Annotated in this window: 25 protein-coding genes and 9 pseudogenes; 13 read left to right on the top strand and 21 right to left on the bottom strand. The window is 49.2% G+C overall.

All coding sequences use genetic code 11. From position 1 onward, the window contains the following. Positions 1-15: 15 nt before the first annotated feature. Complete coding sequence (gene glpG / locus ACD630_RS08310) at positions 16-843, bottom strand: rhomboid family intramembrane serine protease GlpG (RefSeq protein WP_430358751.1); 828 nt, start codon at positions 841-843, stop codon at positions 16-18. A 483-nt stretch (positions 844-1,326) separates the two neighbouring features. Between glpG and ACD630_RS08315 the strand changes: the two genes are divergently transcribed. The 3 genes from ACD630_RS08315 (at position 1,327) to ACD630_RS08325 (ending at position 4,098) form a co-directional block, all read left to right on the top strand. Next, entirely contained in the window at positions 1,327-1,644 is a 318-nt protein-coding gene (locus tag ACD630_RS08315; RefSeq protein WP_430358752.1) for a hypothetical protein, read from the top strand. A gap of 100 nt (positions 1,645-1,744) precedes the next feature. Continuing rightward, positions 1,745-3,145 (top strand): purine-cytosine permease family protein, encoded by a 1,401-nt coding sequence (locus ACD630_RS08320; protein WP_430358753.1) that lies wholly within the window; start codon positions 1,745-1,747, stop codon positions 3,143-3,145. Continuing rightward, positions 3,145-4,098, top strand: coding sequence for a PfkB family carbohydrate kinase (locus tag ACD630_RS08325; protein ID WP_430358754.1), 954 nt, complete (start codon positions 3,145-3,147; stop codon positions 4,096-4,098). The genes ACD630_RS08320 and ACD630_RS08325 overlap by 1 nt, the downstream gene beginning before the upstream one ends. Before the next feature lie 13 nt (positions 4,099-4,111). Here the strand turns inward: ACD630_RS08325 and ACD630_RS08330 are convergent. Next, positions 4,112-4,620, bottom strand: a pseudogene (locus tag ACD630_RS08330) (hypothetical protein); the annotation flags it as partial. 121 nt (positions 4,621-4,741) lie between these two features. On the opposite strand from ACD630_RS08330, the gene ACD630_RS08335 reads away from it, so the two are divergent. Together ACD630_RS08335 and ACD630_RS08340 are read left to right on the top strand one after the other, a co-directional pair. Further along, a complete protein-coding gene (locus ACD630_RS08335; RefSeq protein WP_430358755.1) occupies positions 4,742-5,563 on the top strand; it encodes an IS630 family transposase in 822 nt (273 codons plus the stop codon). Next, the gene (locus tag ACD630_RS08340; protein ID WP_430358756.1) at positions 5,488-5,676 is read left to right on the top strand and encodes a hypothetical protein; all 189 of its coding nucleotides are present in this window, start codon (positions 5,488-5,490) and stop codon (positions 5,674-5,676) included. Before ACD630_RS08335 ends, ACD630_RS08340 begins: the two co-directional genes overlap by 76 nt. Here ACD630_RS08340 and ACD630_RS08345 read toward each other — a convergent pair. The 4 genes and pseudogenes from ACD630_RS08345 to ACD630_RS08360 form a co-directional block, all read right to left on the bottom strand. Next, positions 5,673-6,686 (bottom strand): ADP-ribosylglycohydrolase family protein, encoded by a 1,014-nt coding sequence (locus ACD630_RS08345; RefSeq protein WP_430358757.1) that lies wholly within the window; start codon positions 6,684-6,686, stop codon positions 5,673-5,675. The genes ACD630_RS08340 and ACD630_RS08345 overlap by 4 nt on opposite strands. Before the next feature lie 52 nt (positions 6,687-6,738). Continuing rightward, positions 6,739-6,873, bottom strand: a complete 135-nt coding sequence (locus ACD630_RS08350; protein ID WP_430358758.1) for a hypothetical protein — start codon at positions 6,871-6,873, stop codon at positions 6,739-6,741. A gap of 32 nt (positions 6,874-6,905) precedes the next feature. Continuing rightward, positions 6,906-7,238, bottom strand: a pseudogene (locus ACD630_RS08355) (transposase); the annotation flags it as partial. After that, positions 7,151-7,618, bottom strand: a complete 468-nt coding sequence (locus ACD630_RS08360) for an IS630 transposase-related protein (protein WP_430358759.1) — start codon at positions 7,616-7,618, stop codon at positions 7,151-7,153. The pseudogene ACD630_RS08355 and the gene ACD630_RS08360, both read right to left, overlap by 88 nt. 68 nt (positions 7,619-7,686) lie before the next feature. Between ACD630_RS08360 and ACD630_RS08365 the strand changes: the two are divergent. Further along, a pseudogene (locus ACD630_RS08365) lies at positions 7,687-8,626 on the top strand (IS5 family transposase). Positions 8,627-8,637: 11 nt separating this feature from the next. Here ACD630_RS08365 and ACD630_RS08370 read toward each other — a convergent pair. After that, positions 8,638-8,904: pseudogene (locus ACD630_RS08370) on the bottom strand (Arm DNA-binding domain-containing protein); the annotation flags it as partial. Positions 8,905-9,305: 401 nt separating this feature from the next. Then, positions 9,306-9,464: a hypothetical protein gene (locus tag ACD630_RS08375; protein ID WP_430358760.1), complete on the bottom strand. Its 159-nt coding sequence runs from the start codon at positions 9,462-9,464 to the stop codon at positions 9,306-9,308. Positions 9,465-9,519: 55 nt separating this feature from the next. Between ACD630_RS08375 and ACD630_RS08380 the strand changes: the two genes are divergently transcribed. Both ACD630_RS08380 and ACD630_RS08385 read left to right on the top strand, forming a co-directional pair. Then, complete coding sequence (locus ACD630_RS08380; RefSeq protein WP_430358761.1) at positions 9,520-9,825, top strand: IS630 transposase-related protein; 306 nt, start codon at positions 9,520-9,522, stop codon at positions 9,823-9,825. Between the two features lie 15 nt (positions 9,826-9,840). Then, positions 9,841-10,107, top strand: coding sequence for a hypothetical protein (locus tag ACD630_RS08385; RefSeq protein ID WP_430358762.1), 267 nt, complete (start codon positions 9,841-9,843; stop codon positions 10,105-10,107). Here the strand turns inward: ACD630_RS08385 and ACD630_RS08390 are convergent. The 3 pseudogenes from ACD630_RS08390 to ACD630_RS08400 all read right to left on the bottom strand — a co-directional run. After that, a pseudogene (locus ACD630_RS08390) lies at positions 10,104-10,411 on the bottom strand (transposase); the annotation flags it as partial. The gene ACD630_RS08385 and the pseudogene ACD630_RS08390 overlap by 4 nt on opposite strands. Positions 10,412-10,468: 57 nt before the next feature. Next, a pseudogene (locus tag ACD630_RS08395) lies at positions 10,469-11,391 on the bottom strand (IS5 family transposase). Between the two features lie 76 nt (positions 11,392-11,467). Then, positions 11,468-12,400, bottom strand: a pseudogene (locus tag ACD630_RS08400) (IS256 family transposase); the annotation flags it as partial. Positions 12,401-12,496: 96 nt separating this feature from the next. On the opposite strand from ACD630_RS08400, the pseudogene ACD630_RS08405 reads away from it, so the two are divergent. Both ACD630_RS08405 and ACD630_RS08410 read left to right on the top strand, forming a co-directional pair. Next, positions 12,497-12,835: pseudogene (locus ACD630_RS08405) on the top strand (transposase); the annotation flags it as partial. 23 nt (positions 12,836-12,858) lie between these two features. Next, positions 12,859-12,996, top strand: a pseudogene (locus ACD630_RS08410) (organic hydroperoxide resistance protein); the annotation flags it as partial. 249 nt (positions 12,997-13,245) lie between these two features. On the opposite strand, the gene ACD630_RS08415 reads toward ACD630_RS08410, so the two are convergent. Next, the gene (locus ACD630_RS08415; protein ID WP_430358763.1) at positions 13,246-15,210 is read right to left on the bottom strand and encodes a phage head-binding domain-containing protein; all 1,965 of its coding nucleotides are present in this window, start codon (positions 15,208-15,210) and stop codon (positions 13,246-13,248) included. Positions 15,211-15,354: 144 nt separating this feature from the next. On the opposite strand from ACD630_RS08415, the gene ACD630_RS08420 reads away from it, so the two are divergent. Both ACD630_RS08420 and ACD630_RS08425 read left to right on the top strand, forming a co-directional pair. Beyond that, on the top strand, positions 15,355-15,609 hold the full coding sequence (locus ACD630_RS08420; protein ID WP_430358764.1) for an Arc family DNA-binding protein: 255 nt from the start codon (positions 15,355-15,357) through the stop codon (positions 15,607-15,609). Next, the gene (locus ACD630_RS08425; RefSeq protein ID WP_430358765.1) at positions 15,606-15,803 is read left to right on the top strand and encodes a hypothetical protein; all 198 of its coding nucleotides are present in this window, start codon (positions 15,606-15,608) and stop codon (positions 15,801-15,803) included. Before ACD630_RS08420 ends, ACD630_RS08425 begins: the two co-directional genes overlap by 4 nt. Here ACD630_RS08425 and ACD630_RS08430 read toward each other — a convergent pair. Next, positions 15,784-15,963 carry a hypothetical protein gene (locus ACD630_RS08430; protein ID WP_430358766.1) on the bottom strand — a complete coding sequence of 60 codons (180 nt, stop codon included), beginning with the start codon at positions 15,961-15,963 and terminating at the stop codon, positions 15,784-15,786. The two genes, ACD630_RS08425 and ACD630_RS08430, sit on opposite strands and share 20 nt — an antisense overlap. 396 nt (positions 15,964-16,359) lie before the next feature. Here ACD630_RS08430 and ACD630_RS08435 point away from each other — a divergent pair, with 396 nt between their 5' ends. Continuing rightward, the gene (locus ACD630_RS08435) at positions 16,360-16,602 is read left to right on the top strand and encodes a hypothetical protein (RefSeq protein WP_430358767.1); all 243 of its coding nucleotides are present in this window, start codon (positions 16,360-16,362) and stop codon (positions 16,600-16,602) included. On the opposite strand, the gene ACD630_RS08440 is transcribed toward ACD630_RS08435, so the two are convergent. Genes ACD630_RS08440 through ACD630_RS08475 form a run of 8 tightly spaced genes read right to left on the bottom strand, consistent with a single transcriptional unit; the run spans position 16,599 to position 23,904 of the window. Further along, positions 16,599-18,746 carry a hypothetical protein gene (locus ACD630_RS08440; RefSeq protein ID WP_430358768.1) on the bottom strand — a complete coding sequence of 716 codons (2,148 nt, stop codon included), beginning with the start codon at positions 18,744-18,746 and terminating at the stop codon, positions 16,599-16,601. The two genes, ACD630_RS08435 and ACD630_RS08440, sit on opposite strands and share 4 nt — an antisense overlap. Beyond that, positions 18,746-20,053, bottom strand: coding sequence for a phage DNA ejection protein (locus tag ACD630_RS08445; protein ID WP_430358769.1), 1,308 nt, complete (start codon positions 20,051-20,053; stop codon positions 18,746-18,748). Before ACD630_RS08445 ends, ACD630_RS08440 begins: the two co-directional genes overlap by 1 nt. Before the next feature lie 9 nt (positions 20,054-20,062). After that, the gene (locus tag ACD630_RS08450; RefSeq protein ID WP_430358770.1) at positions 20,063-20,698 is read right to left on the bottom strand and encodes a DNA transfer protein; all 636 of its coding nucleotides are present in this window, start codon (positions 20,696-20,698) and stop codon (positions 20,063-20,065) included. Then, a complete protein-coding gene (locus tag ACD630_RS08455) occupies positions 20,685-21,131 on the bottom strand; it encodes a DUF2824 family protein (RefSeq protein WP_430358771.1) in 447 nt (148 codons plus the stop codon). The genes ACD630_RS08450 and ACD630_RS08455 overlap by 14 nt, the downstream gene beginning before the upstream one ends. Before the next feature lie 9 nt (positions 21,132-21,140). Then, positions 21,141-21,839, bottom strand: a complete 699-nt coding sequence (locus ACD630_RS08460) for a phage tail protein (RefSeq protein WP_430358772.1) — start codon at positions 21,837-21,839, stop codon at positions 21,141-21,143. Next, a complete protein-coding gene (locus ACD630_RS08465) occupies positions 21,839-23,257 on the bottom strand; it encodes a packaged DNA stabilization protein (protein WP_430358773.1) in 1,419 nt (472 codons plus the stop codon). Before ACD630_RS08465 ends, ACD630_RS08460 begins: the two co-directional genes overlap by 1 nt. Beyond that, complete coding sequence (locus ACD630_RS08470; RefSeq protein WP_430358774.1) at positions 23,229-23,720, bottom strand: packaged DNA stabilization gp4 family protein; 492 nt, start codon at positions 23,718-23,720, stop codon at positions 23,229-23,231. The genes ACD630_RS08465 and ACD630_RS08470 overlap by 29 nt, the downstream gene beginning before the upstream one ends. Beyond that, complete coding sequence (locus tag ACD630_RS08475) at positions 23,704-23,904, bottom strand: hypothetical protein (protein WP_430358775.1); 201 nt, start codon at positions 23,902-23,904, stop codon at positions 23,704-23,706. The genes ACD630_RS08470 and ACD630_RS08475 overlap by 17 nt, the downstream gene beginning before the upstream one ends. Between the last annotated feature and the right edge of the window lie 6 nt (positions 23,905-23,910).

Below are 23,910 nucleotides of genomic sequence, written 5' to 3' on the forward strand. Positions count from 1 at the left end.
GCTACCGGGTTGCGATCATGCTTTTTTCTGCTGCGTATCCCAAAAAGCCAGCACCAACCCAATAACCAGACCCACGACGTGCGCGGCATTAGCAATGCGTAGACCTAAAATATCGAAATATCCGGCAATCAACCACAACAATGCGAAGGCCATCAATCCGCGCTGCATGAACAACGGGCCCGACGGCACGCGTTCACCGTATAGCCAGACGTAGCCCATCAAGGCGTACACCACGCCGGACAAGCCCCCGAAATAGATGCCGCTGAAGAATGATTGTATCCAGCCGCTGGCAACCGCAGAGAGCAGCGCCAAGGTCAGTAGCTTGCGCGTCCCCAAAATTTTCTCTACCGGCCCGCCGAGATACCACCACCACATCAGGTTAAACAAAATATGCAGCAAGGAGAAATGCAGGAAAGCGTGGCTGAACCAGCGCCATATCTGGCCTTGTTGTCCTGCGTCTGGGTAAGGGAGCCATATCATGGCACGATCGTTACCGAATATCGTCATCCACAGATAAACTACAATGCAGGTAACCATCACACCCAGCGTCAGCGGGCCGGCGCGCTGCTGTAACGTCTGCAAATAAGAGAAACGCGCATAGCGCAGGGGCGAAGAGGTTGATCCCGCCTGCCAACTGGCCGCTTGATAACGCGGATGCATCGGATCCTGAATGAACACCTCAAGCGCCTGTTGTACTTCAGTCAACCGCGCCTCATCGTCCAGCCAGAGTTCCGCTTCCTGCCCAGAGAAGCGTAACTCCAGTTGAATATTCTGCGTTTGCATATAGTCGACAAACGCCTGTGCCAAGCGTGGCTGAGATAAGGCTGTTAGGCGAATTGCCATCGTGGTTTATCCGTTAGCAAATTGATTTGTCATAAAAATATCACATCGTTTTATTAAGAGGGTTGAAATATTGTTCTGATAAACTGGCTGTTTACCCTGACGCCCACGCCACGAACATCGCTGGCGCTGGCAATTCGTTATACATCACCCACATACACACTTCCGTTTTGCCCATTATCCTAGCTTTGTTGAATAATAGTGAGTCATGCTGTTTTGCCAAGCCAGTTTTGGTAGAAAATGCTTGTCACCTCAGGTTTACAGTTTTCTTATGAGGCCTAACGGCATGATTTTGCGTTGCGAGGATCTGTCGTTTCACCGGGGGTGCAGCATAAAATATGTTTATTCAACAAAGCCCATTATCCTATGACAATAGTCACTTTTTAACCATAGCCACTCCTTTAGGCTCATATCCAGCAGCGAGCTGACCATGTTCCTGGAAGAAAGACGTAATCAAATTCTGGCTTATAGCTAAACGACTTAATTTTGATTACAGCCAATGCCCTGATATGTGGCAAAAAAATACAGCTAATTGTTATCAAAATAATGTCGCTTGGCTATACTTGGTGCCAGACACTTAGGCACATAACAACACCTTTAACAGTTGTTTTATTTTGTCACTCGGTATCACACGTTTCACCCACGCATGAACTGAGAACAGGAGCAGTCATTCTATTTTGGCTGCTCCTTTATTTTTCTGCTCTGCCATCCAGGGCTCACCAGCGCCACGCGTACTCCTCACACCGCAATTCAACAAACGCATTAAATTACTGTCTGTCCTGCCGTTCCGCTGCTATGTTTTAACATCGGACTCTCTCTTCGGCATGCCTGCCGTTATCAATAGTCACTGCATGCCTGCCCTTTCCGCCACCCGCTTCATTAAGGCCAACAAGGAGCCGCCGTCATGGGTGAAACACAGCAGAATAAGACTTGGCAAGTTGAAAATACGGGAATTGATATTGTTCCTGCTGCGGAACGCACAGGAAAACCATTAGAACTGTTCTGGATTTGGTGCGCTGCGAATATTGGTATTCTTGGCATCGTTTATGGTGCCATCATCGTCTCATTCGGATTATCGTTTATTCAGTCGCTGCTCGCCGCCATTGTAGGCGTTGCCAGCTTCGCACTGGTAGGATATACCTCGTTTGCCGGGCAAACGGGCCACACGGCTACGTTGACCCTGTCGCGTGCTGTGTTTGGCCTGAAAGGCAATATCGCCCCTACCGCTTTTGGCTGGTTTACCCTGATGGGTTGGGAAGCCGTTAACCTGACCACCGGGACACTGACGCTGGTAGCCCTGTTTGAAGCCGTTGGTTTTACCAGCAGCACCACGCTGACCGCTATCTGCCTGACTCTGTTTGGCGGCCTGACCATTGTAGTGAGCATTCTTGGGCAAAATACCCTGATCCTGATGCAAAGCTGGATCACCAAAATCTTCGGTACCATGACGCTTATCGTTGTGGCCTATATCTTGTTTAACACCCCATGGGATGTGGTACTGGCACTGCCGTCTGGCAACTGGCTGACTGGTTTTCTCCCGGCCGTATCCGTGATTGCGGCGGGTACCGGGGTCGGCTGGGCCATCGCCGGAGCGGACTACAGCCGCTATCAAAGCCCCACCACCACGCGCGGCAGCGTCTTTTTTGCCGTGGTCGGCGGCTCGGCGTTACCGCTGGTCCTGCTGATGCTGGCGGGCATTTTACTTTCAGCCCAGTTACCGGAGTTAACCAGTTCGGCGAACCCCATCGCCCTTATCGGAACCGTATTGCCAACATGGATGTCAGTGCCCTATTTGCTGACCGCCACCGCGGGTATCGTCACTATCGCGGTGCTCAGCCTCTATTCTGCCAGTCTCAACCTGTTGTCTATCGGCGTAAAACTGCGCCAGTCGGTGGCGGTTTCTCTGGATGCCGTGCTGGTGGTAGGCGTTGCGGTCTACGTTCTGTTTGTATCGCAGGATTTCCTTTCGCCGTTTATCGCCTTTCTGATCTTCTGCGGCCTGTTTCTCGGCCCGTGGTCTGCGGTGTTTATTCTGGACTATATCTGCCTGCGCCAACGCGATGGCTACGATAACGACGCGCTGTTTGCCGTCAACGGCAAGAATAACGGCGTGCGCTGGGTGCCATTACTGTGCTGGCTGTTAGGCGCATTTGCCGGGCTGATGGTGACCAAGACCGGCTTTACCGATGGCCCGTGGGCAACCGGTATCTTCGAGAACTCCAGCCTTGGGCTGTTCCTCTCCTTCGGCGTCAGCGGCGTAACCTATGGTCTCTACGTCATGCTACAGCCTAAGGAGAATCACTAATGCATGAAGAAAAAACGCTTCGACACGTACTGGTGATCGGCGGTGCTTGTGGCGATATGCTGCTGGGCGTTCCACGTATGCCGCTCAGCGGTGAAGATGTGGAAGCCAAAGACAACGGACTGCAAATCGGCGGCTGTGCCTTTAACGTCGCGCGCTCACTCACCCCCCTTGGCGTTCCGGTGCTCAACGGTATGCCGGTGGGCAACGGTACCTGGGGCAACGCGGTAGAAAGCGCCATGAAAGCGCTGCATCTGCCTGTGCTGATGCGCCACCCCGATATGGACAACGGCTGGTGTCTGGCATTGGCGGAGCCGGGCGGCGAGCGCACGTTTATCAGCATCACGGGCTGTGAGGCCCATATCACCGCAGCGATGTTGCAACGTCTGCAACCCGCTGCGGATACGCTGATTTATGTGAATGGCTACGAGCTGTTTGGTACTGGCGGTGCCGCACTGCGCGCCTGGGTACTGGCGCAGCCGCAGCAAAAACTGATCGATTTCGGCCCTCGTCTACCGGGCATTCCGCCCGGCTTTATCACGGCGTTGTTTGGCAGCCGCACGCTATTGACGCTAAACCGAGACGAGGCGCGTCACCTGCTGGGCGAAGGCGATATTATCGCGCTGGCACAGCAGTACGCCGCACGCAGTGGGCTTACGCTGATTTGTCGACTGGATAAGGACGGAGCATGGATTTGCCCGCCGGACACCGAGCCGCAAGCAGTGGCACCGTATCCGGTCACGGTGGTAGACAGCATTGGCGCAGGTGATGCGCACTGTAGCGGGTTGCTGGCTGGCCTTGCTGCGGGCTGGCCGCTGGCGCAGGCGGTCGATTTGGCCAATCGCGTTGCCGCTTGTATAGTTGCCGTGCAAGGATCGTCACAGTCCCCCAACTGGAATACGCTGGACGAGTATTTCCCCGATGCCGCACCGCTGCCCATCTTCCCCACGCGTTAAGCCACAGGCAGGCTTATTCGGTACGTCCCATTTGGGGCGTACTGCGGCTGGCGCGCCGAAATAGCGTCAGCAACGTTTTCACCTGTTCATCCAGCGGTGCCAGCGCCCGCCGGACAATCAGGTGCAGCAGCGTGGCGCGTGCCGTGCCCTAATGCCAGCGTTTTTAACATGCCTGACGCCAGCGGTGCCGTAATCCACTCTTCCGGCAACCAACCATAACCAACCTGATGCATCACCTCTTCAATCGCCGATTCTACGGTGGAGAACGTCCAATATTCAGTGGCCGCCGTTATAGCCAAGCGACATTATTTTGATAACAATTAGCTGTATTTTTTTGCCACATATCAGGGCATTGGCTGTAATCATTTTTAAGTCGGTTGGCTATACCGCCAATGGCATGCTGTTTTCCCGGGAAGCGATTCGTACCAGCGGATAGCGCAACAACGTTTCTTCACGTAACGGCGCAGGGAGTTGATGCAATGGGTGATCGCAGAGTGCCACGGCAACAAAATCGATGTTCATCAGCCATTCTCCCCGCCCCATCATATCTTCACGCCGCGTCAGTACCGCCACATTGGCATCCACGTGCTCGGATTGGTTCTCCAGCATAGATAAACGACTTAATTTTGATTACATTATTTAAATGAGCTATTCAATTGATTTTAGACGTAAAGTGATATCTACACGGGAAGAAGAAGGGTTGAGTATCCGAGAAACAGCGAAGCAATTTCGGATTGGCCCTGTCTCTGTATTGCGTTGGATTAATCAAATAGCGTCAAAAGCATCGACCACGCGTCAGCGAAAGAGCGATAAATCCGAGTTGATAAAAGATGTTGAACCATATCCAGATGCTTACCAAAAAGAACGTGCAGAGCGTTTTGGCGTTTGTCAGAAGGCCATTTGGCAAGCTCTTAAAAAGCTGGGATTGACCTATAAAAAAACGCTACGTCATCCGAAAGCCGACGAAAGCGCCCGGCAAGCATTTCAACAAAAAATACAACAGTATGAAAAAGAAGGAAAACCTATTGTTTTTATTGATGAAAGTGGTTTTCCACACGATACCCCACGGACTCACGGCTATTCCCCAAAAGGTCAACGGTGTTTTGGCCTGAAGAACTGGGGAGCCAAGGGAAGAACAAATGTTATCGGCGCGTTATTAGGCACAACGCTGTTTGCTATCGGATTATTTGATATCAATATTAACAGCGATGTTTTCTATTCCTGGGTCACACAAGTCCTTATCCCAGTACTCCCTAAAAACAGGGTAATCGTGATGGACAATGCAACTTTTCACAAAAAACATAATATTCAACAAGTCATTATCGATGCAGGGTATATGCTGGAGTATTTGCCTACATATTCGCCAGATCTTAACCCCATTGAGCATAAATGGGCACAAGCAAAAAGCAAAAAAAGAAAGAGTGGTTGCGATACAGAGATTTTGTTCTCAGTCTATATGGTGTAATCAAAATTAAGTCGCTTGGCTATACTTCCGTGCCGATATGTATGTCTTCTATTCAGAGGATTAATACCTGCCCCAATCGGATAGATGTCATTGTCACACGCGCTGCTGTTTAAACCACCATGCGACGCTGACGCAGGCGAGCTAACGCGGAACTGTAGGCGTCGATGTCCAGCGCGTTGACCTCATCCAACTGCCGTTTGAAATCCGGATCAATGCTTTCAACACCGTGGAGCGCACCACAGATAGCCGTTGCCATGGCACCGATGGTATCAGTATCGCCACCCAGATTGGCGCACAGAATGGAACAGCGGTTTGGCTCGGTGTGCGCCAGCTCCATCATCGCAATGGCGGCGGGGACGGACTGGATGATCTCCGTTCCGGTGCCAATCAGTTGATAAATTTGTTCTAACGCGGTGTCGTCGTCGGGTGCATTTTGCACGGTTTCCAATGCCAGTTGCAGACGCGCGGACAAGGCTGGGCTGTAGGTGGTTACGCGTTTTTCCTGCGCGGCTTGTGCCACTGCGGGTAATGTCGCCCGAATATCCGACCAGCTTTTTTCCGCAATACCCTGAGATATCGCCCAGGCAATAACGGTAGCGCCAGCCACCGCAATATCTGATTTGTGAGTAGGGCTAGACGCGAGCGCCACGGCATCAATGAAATCGGATAATGGCATGGGCGGCAGCAGACAGCCTAGTGGAGAAATGCGCATCGCCGCACCATTGGTGATGCCGTTATTTTCTAGGGTGCTGATATAGGCACCCTGTTTTAGGGCAAAAAGCGCCGCTTTAGAACTGGGGCCGAGAATATTTTTCTCAAAGGCACCAAACTGTTGCGCCCAAGTAAGGATGTGGTTACCGATGACTTCAGGCACAACGTCACCCTCGCATTCAATCAGCGCATCGGCAAGTGCCAGCGCCATAGAAGTGTCATCGGTGTATTGAGCTGCCGTGAAATAGCAGGCTGCGATATTATCCGCAGGACCCGGCAGAAAGCGATCGATCCACCCAAAATGCGCTTTGATGCGTGCTCGCGGCCACAGCTCCGATGGCATTCCCATCGCATCCCCTAGCATTTGCCCATATAACGCCCCGGCGATATGATTCTCTAATTTTGATGGCATAAGCTGTACTCTGATTGTTGTTATAAGTAACGCGAGTGGTGCTTTGGTGGCATTAATCTATGCTGTGTCCCTTAATTGCTTGATCTATATAGCTAAGCGACTTAATTTTGATTACACCATATGGACTGAGAACAAAATCTCTGTATCGCAACCACTCTCTCTTTTTTTGCTTTTTGCTTGTGCCCATTTATGCTCAATGGGGTTAAGATCTGGCGAATATGTAGGCAAATACTCCAGCATATACCCTGCATCGATAATGACTTGTTGAATATTATGTTTTTTGTGAAAAGTTGTATTGTCCATCACGATTACCCTGTTTTTAGGGAGTACTGGGATAAGGACTTGTGTGACCCAGGAATAGAAAACATCGCTGTTAATATTGATATCAAATAATCCGATAGCAAACAGCGTTGTGCCTAATAACGCGCCGATAACATTTGTTCTTCCCTTGGCTCCCCCGTTCTTCAGGCCAAAACACCGTTGACCTTTTGGGGAATAGCCGTGAGTCCGTGGGGTATCGTGTGGAAAACCACTTTCATCAATAAAAACAATAGGTTTACCTTTTTTTCATACTGTTGTATTTTTTGTTGAAATGCTTGCCGGGCGCTTTCGTCGGCTTTCGGATGACGTAGCGTTTTTTTATAGGTCAATCCCAGCTTTTTAAGAGCTTGCCAAATGGCCTTCTGACAAACGCCAAAACGCTCTGCACGTTCTTTTTGGTAAGCATCTGGATATGGTTCAACATCTTTTATCAACTCGGATTTATCGCTCTTTCGCTGACGCGTGGTCGATGCTTTTAACGCTATTTGATTAATCCAACGCGATACAGAGGCAGGGCCAATCCGAAATTGCTTCGCTGTTTCTCGGATACTCAACCCTTCTTCTTCCCGTGTAGATATCACTTTACGTCTAAAATCAATTGAATAGCTCATTTAAATAATGTAATCAAAATTAAGTCGTTTGGCTATAGTATCCATCTGTTTCTACGACACTTTTGATTATGGCTCGCTACGATCTTTCTGATGAAGCATGGGCAATCATTGAGCCCTTGTTGCCAACCGTTTTGACATCTCCGCGGGCCGGCCGGCCGTGGGCAGAACATCGAAAAATCTTCAACAGCATGTTCTGGATACTGTGTTCAGGCGCACCATGGCGTGATTTACCTGAACGTTACGGCCCATGGAAAACCGTTTATAACCGTTTCAATAGATGGTCAAAGTCTGGAATCATTAACATTATTTTCAATAAGTTACTTTCATTTCTTGATGATCATGGACTTGTTGACTGGTCAGCCGCTGCGCTGGATGGCAGTAATATCCGTGCGCTCAAATGTGCGGCTGGCGCTCAAAAAAACATCTCGATATTACCAACGATAATAGCCTAGGTCGCTCACGAGGTGGTTATGGCACCAAAATCCACATGGCTACTGACGGAAGCGGCATCCCGCTAAACATCGAACTGAGTGCTGGGCAGGGTCACGAAAGCCTGTTTGCGTTATAGCCAAGCGACATTATTTTGATAACAATTAGCTGTATTTTTTTGCCACATATCAGGACATTGGCTGTAATCATTTTTAAGTCGGTTTGCTATACGACTCCTAGACGGAATTGGCGTGCAACGCCAGAACGGCAGCATGAAGCGTCGTGGCCATGCAGTACTGGCTGACAAAGCCTACTCTGGGAATGCACTACGTAACGAGTTGAAAAAAAGAGGGATAAAAAACGGTTATTCCCAGAAAATCAAATGAAAAACTGGCTTCAGATGGACGCTCGCAACTTGATCGTGATGCTTATCGCCGTCGCAACGTTGTGGAAAGGTGTTTTGGCCGTTTAAAGGAATATCGACGGATCGCCACACGTTATGAAAAAATGGCAAGAAACTATCTAGCAATGGTGAAACTGGGCTGCATCCGCTTGTTTTACCGCCGGTTACGCAATTAAGGGACACAGCCTAGATCTCGCCTTATCTTTGGGTTTTCGCCGCCAACCAGCACTAACGCCCATCGCTCCACTTCTTCGCGTGCGGCTTTGAGCGTCAGAGCCGGGTAGCCTCCAAGCGTCATTTTGTCTTGCTTCCCAAGGAATCGATAGCGGTAAAAGAAAGTCACAGCCCCTTTTTTTGATATCCTCACCCACAAGCCATCTCGATCCGCCTTTTCTTCTACCTTTGCCCGTTCTTTGTTCAAACAAGCTTTCAGGTAACCATCTGAAATATAAATGATTTACTCCTAACCGTGTCCACCACGGACACGGATATAGAGGCAATGATAAAATATGGAGACACAGATGGACACAAAAATGATGACTTAACACGCCTGAAGTTGTCGTAGCTTGTTGAACTGGTTTTTTGAGAAACGCAGCATTGGCGAAGTTTTTTTGGGTAATTTGGCGGAACTTGTCGCTTCTTGACTCGCAGTCAATTTTCGATATGGGCAATAATGGAGAAATTTCATATATGCTTCATTATAAAAGTTTTTCTACCTTGGTATTTCTGAAATTCTTGCCGTCTGGCATGCGCATGTGATGAAAATGGCGGCAATGCCTTCCCCTTTCACCAGAACCGATGCATTCTACATGTCAGACGCCGGAAAACCTAGTCATCAACCCGTATTCCCTTTGATTATGGCGCTTTTATTCCATCATGGCAGACAACCGGGAAAAAGATGACGTTTAAGGACAAGCACGCGCGCGTTGGGCGGAGAATATAGCCAAGCGACATTATTTTGATAACAATTAGCTGTATTTTTTTGCCACATATCAGGGCATTGGCTGTAATCATTTTTAAGTCGGTTTGCTATATAGCTAAACGACTTAATTTTGATTGCATTATTTAAATGAGCTATTCAATTGATTTTAGACGTAAAGTGATATCTACACGGGAAGAAGAAGGGTTGAGTATCCGAGAAACAGCGAAGCAATTTCGGATTGGCCCTGCCTCTGTATCGCGTTGGATTAATCAAATAGCGTTAAAAGCATCGACCACGCGTCAGCGAAAGAGCGATAAATCCGAGTTGATAAAAGATGTTGAACCATATCCAGATGCTTACCAAAAAGAACGTGCAGAGCGTTTTGGCGTTTGTCAGAAAGCCATTTGGCAAGCTCTTAAAAAGCTGGGATTGACCTATAAAAAAACTCTATAGCCAACCGACTTAAAAATGATTACAGCCAATGCCCTGATATGTGGCAAAAAAATACAGCTAATTGTTATCAAAATAATGTCGCTTGGCTATACGTCATCCGAAAGCCGACGAAAGCGCCCTGCAAGCATTTCAACAAAAAAAAACAACAGTATGAAAAAGAAGGTAAGCCTATTGTTTTTATTGATGAAAGTGGTTTTCCCCACGGACTCACGGCTATTCCCCAAAGAGTTATTAGCAAATCTGGTGTATGGCGATCAGGCTACGTTCCGCTCTGATGCTTAGTGAATCTGTTCTCCATCCTTAAATTGGTTGCTTACAACCAGGGTCAGCAGGTCAAATCCTCTTAGTCGGTTCCAGCTTTTCTGAGCTGACTGGAGCAGCTTAAATACCATTGACAGGGTTGTTTCTCTCGAACCACCGTTCGTTGACCTTTTTTCGCGCGTCTGCTTCGTAGCCTCACAGTCGCAAAAGCCGATTCAATCGGATTTGTTGTTCTTATTGACGCCCAGTGCTCTGACGGGAAGTCGTAGAATGCCAGCAGTTCTTCTCGAGCTTTCTCCAGCTTCTTCATCGCTGCAGGATACTTCGGGCTTTGTTGAATAAATCAGAACTTGTAACGACTGCGCCCCATACGGGTCGATTGTTACGTGATGCGAATACTGTTCGGCATTCCTAATAGCGTGATCAGGTTAAGCGCTTTGACCATGACCATGGCTTCACCCACCTGACCATCGTAGTCTCTCAGACTTAGATGACCACCCAGAAGCCTTTTGAACCGGAACATGGCCGTTTCAGCCACTGAGCGCCGGTGATAGCCCACTTTCTTTTTCCAGATATCGTTACTACCGCTAATGCGCTGATTTGCAACAGCGTGGTTACGCTCGTGGTAGCGATCTTGCCAATATTGCGCCCCCCTTCGTGGCGGGATAAGCGGCCTTATTTTCTTCCTCACCAGAGCATCATAGCAGTAAACTGTATCCTAAGCGCCGTCAGCCGATGCCTCTCTGATTTTCCGGTGGGTCTGGTTTATCAGCGCCGGTAGAGCTTGGGCATCAGTCGTACCACTGAGCGACAAATCCGCACAGATAATCTCATGCGTCACACTGTCTACTGCCAGGTGCAGCTTACGCCATACCTGCGTCTGTCGGCACCATGCTGCCTGACTTTCCATTCGCCTTCGCCAAAGACCTTCAGGCCGGTTCCATCAATGACCAGATGTGAGATTTCACCACGGGTTGGCGTTTTTATGATGATGTTCACTGTCTTTGCTCGCTTGCTGAGCAGCGAATAGTCTGGACAATGCAGCGACAATTTAATCAGTTTAAAAATCGAGTCACCAAAGCCCTGTAAAGCCCTCAATGAAAGGCCAAACACGCGTTTCATCATCAGGACTGTGGTGATGGTCATATCTGAGTAGTGGAGCGGTCGTCCACGCCGTTCAGTAGTGTTTTTTTCCGTCCATGCAGCAATGGCTGATTCATCTAGCCATACGGTTAGAGAAGCGCGCTGCTTGAGGGCCTTGTTATAAGAGGGCCAGTTGGTGATTTTAAAATTTTGTTTTGCCATGGAGACCTGATTTTGAAACAACTGTGTTGATCTGCTCCGATGATTACCCAAAAGTTCTATTTATTCAACAAAGCCGATACTTCGCTGAAAACCTTGCCAACAAAACATCAAAGGCTTCATTAGCGGCATCGCGGCTCTCTGCTAGCCAAACCTCCCGCAGCTCAGCCTTAACTTTCGGTTGCATGGCTTTGGGGTGTGAAGCCAACACATTAGCGGTTTTGTGCACCCAACAGCGTTGGTGCTGCGTGTCCGGGAATATCTTTGCCATTGCATTCCAAAAACCAAGGGCACCGTCTCCCGTAGCCAGCTTGGGAGATACGGTTAGGCCACGTGCTCGCAGGCCATTAAGAAGTTCGGCCCAGTTTGCTTCTGACTCTCGATAACCATCTTCGACCGCAACCAGCTCCTTACGTCCATGCTCAGTGACGCCGATAATGACCAGCAGGCAAAGGCGATCATCTTGCCTGACATGGCTGTATATGCCATCGGCCCAGAAATAAACGTAGCGCGTATCGCTTAAATCACGCAGGCACCATTGCCTGTGCTCTTCAAGCCATTGCTGTTTCAGTCTGCTGATGGTACTGGCAGAGAGGCCATTCGCTTTTTCACCGAGAAGCGCCCTCAGGGCTTCGTAAAAATCACCGGTGGATATGCCTCGCAGGTACAGCCATGGTAGCAACTCTTCGACGCTTTTTGCACGTTTCAGATAAGGCGGCAACAACGCGCTGTTGAAGCATATTCCATTGCCGCTGCACTCCCTGACCTTGGGCACTTTAATTTCAACATCCCCAATACCCGTCTGTATGGTTCGCGGTGGCAAATAGCCGTTACGAACGACAGCATGACGCCCGTCGTCAAGGCGGCGTTCAGCATGTTGTTGCAGCATGGCTTCGAGCTCAACCTCAACGGCGGCAGCTATCAGCTGCCTGGCACCATTACGAATGAGTTCATGCAAGGGATCACCGGCAATATCTAATTCTGTGGAGACCTGTAGGGTAGACTTTTTCATGGGGTATCATCTCTCTGTTGTTGAAATCATCCACGAAATCAATCAGCAGGATACGCCACCCTCCCCGAAACCCCGTACACCAGAAATGAGCATAACTCGGGAAGAACAAATGTTATCGGCGCTTTATTAGGCACAACGCTGTTTGCTATCGGATTATTTGATATCAATATTAACAGCGATGTTTTCTATTCCTGGGTCACACAAGTCCTTATCCCAGTACTCCCTAAAAACAGGGTAATCGTGATGGACAATGCAACTTTTCACAAAAAACATAACATTCAACAAGTCATCATCGATGCAGGGTATATGGTGGAGTATTTGCCTACATATTCGCCAGATCTTAACCCCATTGAGCATAAATGGGCACAAGCAAAAAGCAAAAAAAGAGAGAGTGGTTGCGATACAGAGATTTTCTTCTCAGTCCATATGGTGTAATCAAAATTAAGTCGTTTAGCTATATTGAAGTGGAATTGAAAATTGATCTGCCGGGGTTGGCGCGTGAAACCGCGCAAACACTGGTGGAAAAGGCTCATATCGTGTGCCCGTATTCTAACGCCACACGCGGCAATATCGACGTAGCCCTGACGCTACTGTAAGCCACATAGCAGAGCAAAAGAACATAAAAACTTTAAATATCAATATATTGACTGAATTTATCGCTCAAAAAACAGGCAACAAAACACAACAAAGCACGACAATACACGACTTTTTTATCAATAACTTACCGTCCATTTCGACCTGCCGACTCCCTTACTTAGGCGTGACAAATCACATTCACACCGCATTTTTACGCCACAGCACGTCACAAATCGGCACAGCGCGACACGCACGCGGCACGCCTGTTTCTAAAGAATGGCCCACCGCCCCGCAGTAACCCGAGTAAACCTGACTATCTGAGTTGAGTTCACAATGTCGTAACCAGCCCCAGCAACCAGAGTGCCAATGCTCATTCCCGGTGGAGGTGCAACGGATATCGTTGATCCACCTACTACGTTGGCTACTTCAATATCTGTACCAATGGGGACGACAGGCAGAGTATAAATGATAGTTGTAACGGAGCCTCCAGTATTGGCGTTACGCCTTAAGGCAGCAGATGGAGTTAAGGTCGTTGTCGTCGTGTATGCCTGGTCTGGTTTGTTTCTTGCTGTCATGCTCACGTGAGACAATATACCGCGAACGTGCTCCGGAAGAGTTATGATCTCTATCGACGACTGAGTGTTCCTAATATCTAAAAATGACACCACATTACAAAATCGACCATATCGACACTTGAAGTACGAAGTATGAGCATACGTGGTTCGATCATTAATCGTTATATCGCTAATGTTAACATTCCCTATTACGCTATTATCAACCCATGTACCCTGGTTTCTGGTAACGCAAATCACATTTCCGCTATCTGAGCCAAGCGTTCCATTTGGTGATTTGGTAATAACAATTACAGGGCTGACAATATCAAGAGCTATTCCGCCTAAGCTTTGCCAGGATTCGACAATAATAGCATTGTCTGTGTGATTTGTCAGGATTGGGTCGTTGATAACTACTCGCCCATATGGAGAGTAACCGCTGGTTAAGTTCCATGTATTTCTTGCAGCTTGAATATTTTTCTTATACTCAGTGAAATCAGGGTTGTTAACTACGATGCTAAAACGTCCGTGATTAACAGCGTTTCGTTCTATCCGCTCAAGGTAAACATTCAAACCACAAGCAGTAACTCTGCCCCCAAAACCAACCGGGTTGTTTATCGTCAGGGACATCTCGCAGAATTCGTTAGGTTCTATGCCAATAGCCGATAAGTTTATGGCTTCTCCCTTTGGGTTTGTCTCAGCGTGGTATGGGCTGTTGATCACCACGTCAATCGCAGTGCCAGCCACTGAAATTCCATTCCTACCGCATCTCAATGCCTTTGGGTCGTCGATAGTGACACTACTTATTCTATTGATATAAATACCATCACCGTCAAAATCATAAGCTATATGTTTCCCAATGTAGCCATTTGATGAGCCGTCTTTAATTTTTATACAATGGCTAAACTCCTGATATGCCCCGTGATTCTGTGACCGCATGACAACATTTGGGTCGAATGTTAACTTAAATCCATTTACGTTAACCATTTCAAACAAACAATCCTGAATCCCTTGCGGGGTCGTGGATGGGTTTGATTTTAATGTCAGATCTTTTGTTACGTGAATAACTAAATTTGATATGAACTTTATCGGATTATATACACCAGCGACATCAATATACAACGGTATTGCTCTTGATACCGCAGTAGACATTAAATCTTCTAGTTTTGATTTATCCGAATTGCTTCCGTCGCCTGCAATTCCGTTTTCCGATGCATATATTACAAGGCCTTTTCTTCCTGAAATTCCTTTAATCGCATTACCGACAGTTCCAACTAAATATGTATTATCCGGTGAAAAACCAACAAGGTCAGCACCTCCCGGAGATGCAATTTCTACCCGTAACTGATCCGGGTCATACTTCAGCACATTCGGGAAATAGAATTGCTGCACGTTGTAGGCGTCGTCAATCGCCATGGCGTGGCCTTCTTCTGTCACGAATTTGGCAATCTGCCCGTTGTAGACAGGGTAGCCACCTGTCCCGATGATGAGCGGCTGGGCTACGGGTGTGTATTTGCCGTCTTCATTTTCCAGATAAACGGGTATCTGATTCTCGGCTATTGTGGGGTCGGTATCGATTTTTCCGATATAAATTTTGCCATTGCTACAGGATTTTAACGCCCGGCGTAGGGTGAACAGTTGCGACGGCATGGATACAACAACGTTTGGCGTAATATCGGCCATAAATATTTCTCCGGGCGTGAGTAGTCCCCACAGCGCTGGTCTGCGGTAATTGGTTTATTTAATAAAGCAATGGAAGCACTGTGCCTTTATTGTGGGGGGAAAAAATCCCGCCTATTATCCCCTGATGTGCATATGGGGGATGGTATGGCGCGGGATGACGATAAATTCACTGTCCACATGCCGCAAGGGATGCGTGATAAGTTGGCGCTCAGAGCAAAAGCAAATAACCGTTCGGTGAACGCTGAGTACGTGCAAATTCTACAAGACGCCCTAAATGAGCCGCTAAAAATAACCGGATTCTCTAACGAAGCAGAGCGATTGGCTGATCGGCACGCCGAGCAGTTCAAGGATGTTGTGTTTAAGACGCTTAACACTATGTATGGTAAGGATAAAGCATGAACCACTGGAACGGCGGTAAGGTTTTGTCAAACGAAGAACTACAGCGCGAAATCAAGAAGCTGAAAAAGCTGGTATTCCTCATGTACTCCAAGCTGCCCCAGAGTGAGCGACAGGCTGTTTTTGATGAGCTAAACCGCACCGGCGATAGAGACGATCTGGATACCAGTTCCAACATCAATAAGTACCGGATTTAATCGCTTCCAGCGTAGAATTATAACTATCACGCTTTGCTTTAGCTGTGGCCTCTGACTCTTCCACCTGACGTTTCAGGCTTTCGAGATGAACGTCTCCGAGGTGGCATTTCATCACCTTAACGGTGAGTTCAAGTTCTGATAAGCGTTCTTCTATGGTCATGGGGTTTCCTTAATGGGAGGTTGGGATGAAGTACGTTATTGTGGCGCTGATGGCGCTGGCTAGTTTTTCATCATCATCCGCTACTGGGCTTTGTTGAATAAATAGATTTTATGCTGGTAGTCCAGCGAAACGACGGATCCTCGCAACGTAAAATCATGCAGTTAGGCCCCATGAGAAAAGTGTACACCTGAGATGACAAGCATTTTCAACCAAAACTGGCATGGAAAAACCGCATGATTACCTATTATTCAACAAAGCCCCTCTACTGGAAAATCAGTTAGCGGAGAAGGTATCGAATTGGGTGATGGAGCTGAGCTGGTGACAAACCTCATGCTTTCGTCTAAATATGCTGGTATGTGTGGCGTGTTCCGCCAAATGGTAAAAAAATAGCCATCCATGGCGGAGGTGTCTGTGTACAGATTAATCGTTATTACTGCCAGTTTTTCAATTAGTTATTATTTATTCCCATCACTTAAAGCCATAGCACAAATCATCACGCTCACGATGATTACCGCTGTGTCTTTCGTTGTTGCGGCTTATTATCTGTTTAAGATTCTGGGTGATATGATTAAGTTATCCAAAAATGATAACTGTAAGATTTATCAGGAAAAGGATGGAAATATTACTAGAGTTGATTAATCCTCGCGGGATAACCACGTTATCAAACCAACGCGACCAAGGGTTTTAGCCTCGTCGCTTGATAATGTGCTTGCCCATCGCTCATATGCTTTAGATCGCGTCACCTTACTTTCAATTACGCGCCTAACTTCTGCTCTATCTATACGTGCGCTTTGTGAGCGAAAGATCATTGACTTGAACTCTGGCGACGAAAGCAGCGCATCTGCGGCTTTTATCCTGCTCGTTTTTCCAGCGGAAAGGGCGCTGGATATTACTCCTACCGCACCTACTCCGTGCAATCCCGATAACGTAGTAACTCCCTCTGCTGCGGCAGCCTTTGATGCAATTCCATATATCTTTGACAGTCCGCTTTTTTCTTTCAGAAAGTTATTTACCTGCTGATCGACAAGGCTGCTCGCGTATTGCTTGCCCGTGTTTAGTCGGTTCATGGCTTTTGCCGCCTGATAAATCGTATCCAGTCTATTCGCTGCGTCATTGCCAATCGCATCTCTAAGCGCGGACATATTCGACTTATTCCTGGCCATACCGTTGTACCATTTAACAAACCCATCAACGCCAAGTTGCTGGCCGGGGGATTTAGCGTTCGCGGTGAATGCCTTGTTCATGGACGTTAACGCAACCTCCTTCCTCATATCCTGAGGTATGGCGCTCATAAGCTGGCGAAAGTCCGATCCATTACCCTGTGACATTCTCACCATCGCTGACTCTACTTTTGGTACGGCGGACTGCTGTAATTTCTTCCCCAACACAAATTCTGCATTATCTTCAATTCCCTTTCTTGTTTTCACCAGTTCTTTGCCAAGGTTCCACAATTCACCAGCGCCATATTTTTCAGCAACAACCTGCTGATCATCCGTAATGGCAGCGTAAAGCTGTTTAAGGGTGCCAACCTCTTCATCCTTGAAATACCCTACCTTATTACCGATAGCCTGCCCAACCTGCTTTCTGACGTTATCCAATCGGCCATATGTTGGCAGAGTATTTGGGTCAAGCCGTGAAAGCGTCCTCTTTAATATCGGGGTAAGCTCATCTATACCGCCTAAATCGTCCGCGTGATCCTCCAAGAATCTCACGGTGTTGTTCGGCTCAACGCGATCACGGATTGGGACCTTTTGAGCAACCTTATTGTAAATTTCGTCAGACTGATTTTGCAGGTTTGATATGATGCTATCAAACTTTGATGCCAGCCTGTCGGAAACTGCCTGCTTATCCAGATCACCGCCAAACGAGGTGATCAACTCATCGGCGCGTTTCCCAAGCTCAGAGATGAATCGCTTATGCCCTTCATTGATTTCAGTGCCTGGAAGCGTGGCAACTGCATTGTCTAGCGCCCTGACTGTGGGGTTTTTTGATACCATGCCGGGAGTGGTGTAATTCTCCATCCCCAGTTCACGTATGGCATTAATGGCATTCTGGTCAGGGCTAACCTCTTGAGCAAAACCCTGCATTGCCCTCTGGTTTCCAATAATTCTATTACTCATTGCGCTGGATGCTTTATCAAGCGTAGCGCTAGTAGAATCTCCACCTATGCCTGTGGCGGCGCGATACAGATCGCCAGCACCCTCTTTTATTTTCCCCGCGACCTTACCAACGGCAGGTCCAACAAGATCAGCTACAGGGCCAGCAACGGCACCCACTGCGGCACCAGTGGCAACATCATTGCCTGTCCCTTTCGCCACAATGCCACCCTCTGCCGCACCTAATCCAGCAGCAGCCGCTAGCCTTGCAGCACGAGCAGGCGCTTGAGCTATCAGACCGCCACCGCCAAGAAATGGCGCAGCCTGTCCGACAAACTCACCAACATCCTGTGAAGTAGATGGCTTGGCAGCCAGCTTCTGCTGAACCGACTTGATCGCCGCTTGTTCTTCTGGTGTCATGTCGTCAAACAAACCAACACCCTTGCCAACATCCATCAACCCGTTGATCACCCCAAACATAAAGCGGTCGAAGCCATTGGCGTTGTTAACCACATTTTCCTGTCTGGCGCTTTCCTCTGCCGATACCCCTGGTGATGATGGCTGAGGTGAGTGAGCTCGCTGCCCTTGAGACTGGATCATCTGAGCAATCCTGGTCGCACCTTCCGTATCCCCTGCCGCGTCAGCGTTGCGTAACGCGGTCATAAGCTGTTCGCGGTCGTATGCCACTATCTGCCCCCGAGATATTTATTTACCAGATCATCATCTGACATCTGTGATTGCTGCTGATTGGGCTGCTGCACAGGGATATCCTTCCCATATTTTTGTTGCAGTCGCTTCTGAGCCATCTGCGTTGTGTCAATGATGGCCTTTATCGATGCGCGTGCCGATTTTTCAGACTGGCTTGCCGAAAGGTTTCCGATCGCGTCCATCACCTTTTGACCCTCAGCATTACTCAAGGCTCCAAGTCCACGCATTTGCTGAATTCCTGACATGAACCCCTGAGATTTGAGAGTGTCTACCAGAGCGCTAGTGTCTGCCGCGTCGGTACCGGGGATCCATCTGTTAGTGCCAGGTATTAGGTTGACGCCGAAATATCCTGTGAATCCGGGGCTGTCAAGAACCTTATTTGCCGTGTCAATGGTGCGAGTCATCGTATCCATGCTGGTATTGTATGCGTCGACCTTATCCGTCCTGGCCTGCCCAAGATCCCGTTGCGTTGCTGCTCGTTTATCTTGCAAAATTCCCAATTGCACCTGATTGGTTTCGTTTTGTATTTTCCTGTCCAGCGCTTTATCTTGTAGCTCCAACTTGCGCACTTTGACGTTTTGCTGAGCAATATCAACATTGGCCCAGCCTTGAGCCTCACCAACGCGATTGCTTCTCGCCGTTTCCGCCGCTTTATCCTGATCAACCGCCAGCTTGCCGCGGTCAATCTCTCGTCCTTGCAGTTTATCCAGGATGTCGAAATATTTATCACCGCTCCCGGCCATACCAAGAGTGTCAAACAGTTGCGCGGCACCCTGTGGGTCTTGTATCCCCATTTGCGCCAGAATGCCCGGATTAGCGCCAACACGAGACAACTCACCTGAGTTTTTTTGCAGATACTGAGCATATGCATCCGGACCCTGAGACAGTGCTAGCCGCAACTTTGCGGCCTGATTGGTCATATCGGAACGCTGACCAGCATCAAGGCCGGAAACAGCCTGCTGAGCCTGACCTATGAATGCCGGGTTCTGCACAGCGAAATCGCGCAATGCTGACGTGTCACCAGATTTCCATGCGTTGGCATGGGCCTGATTGAATGCGGCTTGCGTTTTCTGTAGCTGGTCTTGCTTGTAAGCATCAGACAGCCCTTGCAGCCCCTGTAATGCCTGCAAGCCGATATTGTTACCGCCAGCGCGGGCAAAGTCGTTGTTCTGTCGAATCAGTCCTGGCGTTGCGTTAACATCACTGGCTTGTGGTGCATTGGTGTTTACCTGACCAACGCCACCAAAAAAGCCGCCAGAGTTAATATTCTGCTGCCAAGTAGCCATGTTCACACCTTAAAATAGCGAGCCTAGAATTCCGATACCTGCACCGATACCAGCCCCCCACGGCGTAGACATGCCCAGAGCACTAGCAATGCCGCCGCCAGCAAGAGCACCACCAAATCCACCAGAAATGCTCTGCTGTAGCGCCGATGGCCTATTAGCGTTGGCCGCGGCGAGCGCCGCGTTCTGCTGCAATAACTGCCCAGTGTTGTTGGTGTAGGTTTGACCTGCGTTGGCTTGCCCTTGCAATGCTCCCAATCCGATGTTTGCCAAATTGTTCGCATTATTCATCTGGCCGGATAGCCAGTTCTGTCCTAGCGTGGGAGCGATGGACGACAACTGGTTTCCCGTTGCAGTAGAGCCTAGTCCGCCTGTAGCTTGTGCCGAGCGTAAAATCTGGTTACGCGCCTGGTCTGCCAAGCCCTGATATTGTGCGGAGTTGTAATACTCATTCAGCGCTTTGTTCTGACCGTCAAGGGATGAGTAATCCTGCAACTGAGTGACGTACTGCTGTGCTAATGGCGTAAAAGGCGAAAGATTATTCATCACCGTCTGCCATTGCTCTCTTTGTAATTCTGTGGCTCTGTTCGTGGCGTCAGCTTGTGCCGCCGCACCATTATTTTTACTTCCGCCTTTACCGCCGCCCATAGCCTAGCTCCTCGCGTGTTGCTGAATAGATCGTTACGTCAGTTGTGCCGTCAAGGAATTTGGGGATTACTCCCCGGCGCTTTAACCCGATTGACGCACAGTAAAACTTGCCTTTTCTGAACTTGTCAGAGGCCATAGACAGGACGCACTCAGCATCGTAGTAGGTGAAAAAGTATTGCCAGAAGGCCAGTCCGATATCTTTACTGAACCCGCGCATATGCTCTAAAAACATGGCGTGACACTCGTACGATTCAGGCTGAACCTCGATAGCCCGAACGATCCCGGCGAAGTTGTGATACACGCCGACTTCGAAATAAAGCTCGTTAGGGTTGTATGAAAAATGGTTTCCGTTGGCTGTTCCGGCCTGAATATCAGGCTCATTAGCCACCGTCTCGATAACATCAATGTTACGGGTGGGAGTGAAGCTAATCATGGGGAAACCTCAGTTAATCAGGCCGTGCGCGCGTAAAGCATCTTCAAGCGCCTTTGTGCGCTGACGAGCTTCAACGAGGCCAGCAGCCAGCGCCTGAATATCTGCCTGCGAACAGGTTGCACCTGCTGCATATGACTGGTCAGCGTTGAATGCGCCGAGAAATGCTGTGCCGGCTGCTGCCGTCCATCCGGTTTGCTGCGGGCCTAATACTTTGGTGCCGTTGACAGAGTAGGATGCAGCCACGTTTAGCGGGCTGGCGAGAGATTGGGGCGCGGTGGCAGACCTGGATGCATAATCAGTCTGGATAGCTGCTACGCTGGTTTGCAGAGTTGTGATGTTGCCCTCTGCTGCCGTCATTCTCGTCTGAAGGGGGGTTATAGCCCCCTCGGCGCTAGTTACTCTGACATCCAGAGCGGCGATCGAATTGGTGTTGGCTGTTATTCGAATCTCATGTCCATCAACATCAATGCGCAATTGCGCAATCCGGCCCTCGTGGTCGGCAAGTGTCACGTTCTGAGCATCATTCACAACCTGAGCGTTATATGCGCCATCGGCGGCCTGATTTGCCTTACCTGCAACCTGAGTGAAGTCCATCGCCTGGCTAAGCACGTATTGCTGATATGCCGGGGAGAACCCGACCGGAAGAGATACAGCCTTGATACTGACAGCACGAACTTTCACAGGCGTGTTTAGTGAGTCATCAGCCATCACTCAACCCTCACTTGTAGCCCTGATAGGGTTACCGGGCTTTTAGTAATAATTCTGAACTTGAAGCCGATGTTTTTGCGCACACGCCCAATCCGACGCCATAGCGCCCTCTGGTCATAGCGGAACGGTGCATTCCACGGCACCATTTGTTCCCTGCCGTAGTTGATGCCATCAGTGGTGGTAGAGATAAACAGCCGTTCAGCGAATTGAGCAACGCCCGTCGATACTTCAAGCTCGAGGTCGAACAGTCTCGCGTTGTCCGCCTTGATGAGCGGGGAATAGAGCAAGTGCTCCTGTTGTTTGTCATATTGGGCAGACGATGCAAAATTAAGCTGTCCGGTCACAGATTCCAGCTTGTCACCGCATGTGATAGCGCCGCCTTCGTAGAAGAAATCAATCCCACGGTACACGTCATCAAACAGGCCCGTTTTCAGGATGGCCCACTGTGGACCGCTCTCGCTCACCGACGAATCAAACACCAGCACATGACGTGGCAGGTGGATAATCAGCAGTTCGTGAGAGTCGAAACGCAATGACTCCATGACGCCAGTTGATAGCTCAGCGTTAGTGTATTCGCGTAGCGTTTTCTCAGTCGTTGCTGATGCGATGGGTTTGGCCTGACCAGAGTCAATCAGGTAGACAGACGGTGCGCCTGTTGCCGGGTTGCTGATAATGGCGAATGCGTCCATAAACGGGCACTTGCAAAACGTCCCAGCTATCCCTTTTGTGACCATGTACGCCGGGTTAGCGATGTATACCGCCTGACCCGCACCAGAGTTACCCGTCAGAGAAAAATACTCAGTCGTGGTTGTGCCGAAGCACACAACCATATCACGCCATGAACCAACACCAATAATGCCGTCTGGTTGTGACTCCGCACGGTATTCAGCACGGTATTTATCGGGAAAAGCCTCATCATCCAAATCAGAGATGAAAAACGAATCAGTCCCATCTTTCGACCACACGTAGTTACCGCGTGACCAGCAGATATCACGCGATGAGCCCAGCTGATACTGCGTGGTGCCACTCGATACAGGCCAGTTAGCAACAGTTTTCACCGTGCCATCGTAGCCATATTGCACAACCTGACCGCCGACGATCACCGCCTGAGAGTTGCGGCTATGCGCCATCGGCACACGACCAGAGCCAGACAACGAACCAACCACCGACGCGCCACGATACAGACTACCTCCACAAACGCGATATACGGCATTCTGAGCAGTGTTGAACATTGCGCCACGCGATATACCTGCAACATCCGATCGCTTGTCTATGCCGGGGAATGAGCGCAAATATCCGCTGCTGTTCAGCACTTGCCTGGGTGTCGCCAACATATTGACCGGAAGCAGATCAACATAGTCAGCGTCCCGGAAGTTTTTTCCAACGCCCTTAATCAGGGGAAGTTGTTGTATCGGCATCTGGCTTCTCTCCGGGGAAGTAATGCCAGCCGTTCAGCGTGGCAGGACTGTTGCCGCTGCCAATCGGCATCCGGCTGGGGTAAGGCGCTCGCCTGGAGCGCTCAATCGCGGTCTGCTTATAGAGCAATTCTTTGCCGTATTTCGCGGTGGCGATGATTTTCGCGGTAGCTTCGAGTGAGTAGTCAGGAGCAATTCGGCAAGCCAGGTTGTGGTATACGGCACTGACAGCGCCAGAGCGTAATCCGTGGTCGTCACCTTCCGCTGGCAGGTTATTCATGTCGGCAAACTCATAGCCGGTGATAATTCCCTTACCGTCCTGATACCACTCAGCCATCATTGTTTCGAGGTCGTCTACCGCATCCTGCATTGACTGCGGTTCGACATCGATCAGGGTGGCATTGGAGGCAATAGCCAGCCTACGCAACGCAGCCCTAACCAAATCACCTTTAGTTGCTATCAGCATCACTCACCGCCTTGGGCTTTGTCCCCGGCTTCTTGCGTTGAACAGGCTCAGGAGAATCAAACAGCTTACCCGGATGGTCTAGCCAGCCATCAGCCAGATATTCTTCCAGGTCAGCCTCATCAATGACGATAACGTGAGCCGTAGTGTTCCAGACTTTCGTTTTTCCGCCCGGCTTATAAATCATCTGTGA

Origin of the sequence: Symbiopectobacterium sp. RP, assembly GCF_050472005.1 — a bacterium.
Classification (GTDB): domain Bacteria; phylum Pseudomonadota; class Gammaproteobacteria; order Enterobacterales; family Enterobacteriaceae; genus Symbiopectobacterium.

Excerpts from the sequence above, each read along its gene's own strand:
- ACD630_RS08360 (WP_430358759.1), bottom strand. The coding sequence starts at position 7,618 with ATGAGCTATTCAATTGATTTTAGACGTAAAGTGATATCTACACGGGAA.
- ACD630_RS08385 (WP_430358762.1), top strand. The coding sequence starts at position 9,841 with ATGATTACAGCCAATGCCCTGATATGTGGCAAAAAAATACAGCTAATT.
- ACD630_RS08455 (WP_430358771.1), bottom strand. The coding sequence starts at position 21,131 with ATGATTAGCTTCACTCCCACCCGTAACATTGATGTTATCGAGACGGTG.
- ACD630_RS08375 (WP_430358760.1), bottom strand. The coding sequence starts at position 9,464 with ATGATTACAGCCAATGCCCTGATATGTGGCAAAAAAATACAGCTAATT.
- ACD630_RS08345 (WP_430358757.1), bottom strand. The coding sequence starts at position 6,686 with ATGCCATCAAAATTAGAGAATCATATCGCCGGGGCGTTATATGGGCAA.
- ACD630_RS08325 (WP_430358754.1), top strand. The coding sequence starts at position 3,145 with ATGCATGAAGAAAAAACGCTTCGACACGTACTGGTGATCGGCGGTGCT.
- ACD630_RS08460 (WP_430358772.1), bottom strand. The coding sequence starts at position 21,839 with ATGGCTGATGACTCACTAAACACGCCTGTGAAAGTTCGTGCTGTCAGT.
- ACD630_RS08430 (WP_430358766.1), bottom strand. The coding sequence starts at position 15,963 with ATGACCATAGAAGAACGCTTATCAGAACTTGAACTCACCGTTAAGGTG.
- ACD630_RS08435 (WP_430358767.1), top strand. The coding sequence starts at position 16,360 with ATGGCGGAGGTGTCTGTGTACAGATTAATCGTTATTACTGCCAGTTTT.
- ACD630_RS08420 (WP_430358764.1), top strand. The coding sequence starts at position 15,355 with ATGGCGCGGGATGACGATAAATTCACTGTCCACATGCCGCAAGGGATG.
- ACD630_RS08425 (WP_430358765.1), top strand. The coding sequence starts at position 15,606 with ATGAACCACTGGAACGGCGGTAAGGTTTTGTCAAACGAAGAACTACAG.
- ACD630_RS08445 (WP_430358769.1), bottom strand. The coding sequence starts at position 20,053 with ATGGCTACTTGGCAGCAGAATATTAACTCTGGCGGCTTTTTTGGTGGC.
- ACD630_RS08470 (WP_430358774.1), bottom strand. The coding sequence starts at position 23,720 with ATGCTGATAGCAACTAAAGGTGATTTGGTTAGGGCTGCGTTGCGTAGG.
- ACD630_RS08350 (WP_430358758.1), bottom strand. The coding sequence starts at position 6,873 with ATGGGCACAAGCAAAAAGCAAAAAAAGAGAGAGTGGTTGCGATACAGA.
- ACD630_RS08475 (WP_430358775.1), bottom strand. The coding sequence starts at position 23,904 with ATGATTTATAAGCCGGGCGGAAAAACGAAAGTCTGGAACACTACGGCT.
- glpG (WP_430358751.1), bottom strand. The coding sequence starts at position 843 with ATGGCAATTCGCCTAACAGCCTTATCTCAGCCACGCTTGGCACAGGCG.
- ACD630_RS08465 (WP_430358773.1), bottom strand. The coding sequence starts at position 23,257 with ATGCCGATACAACAACTTCCCCTGATTAAGGGCGTTGGAAAAAACTTC.
- ACD630_RS08380 (WP_430358761.1), top strand. The coding sequence starts at position 9,520 with ATGAGCTATTCAATTGATTTTAGACGTAAAGTGATATCTACACGGGAA.
- ACD630_RS08335 (WP_430358755.1), top strand. The coding sequence starts at position 4,742 with ATGAGCTATTCAATTGATTTTAGACGTAAAGTGATATCTACACGGGAA.
- ACD630_RS08320 (WP_430358753.1), top strand. The coding sequence starts at position 1,745 with ATGGGTGAAACACAGCAGAATAAGACTTGGCAAGTTGAAAATACGGGA.
- ACD630_RS08450 (WP_430358770.1), bottom strand. The coding sequence starts at position 20,698 with ATGGGCGGCGGTAAAGGCGGAAGTAAAAATAATGGTGCGGCGGCACAA.
- ACD630_RS08340 (WP_430358756.1), top strand. The coding sequence starts at position 5,488 with ATGGGCACAAGCAAAAAGCAAAAAAAGAAAGAGTGGTTGCGATACAGA.
- ACD630_RS08415 (WP_430358763.1), bottom strand. The coding sequence starts at position 15,210 with ATGGCCGATATTACGCCAAACGTTGTTGTATCCATGCCGTCGCAACTG.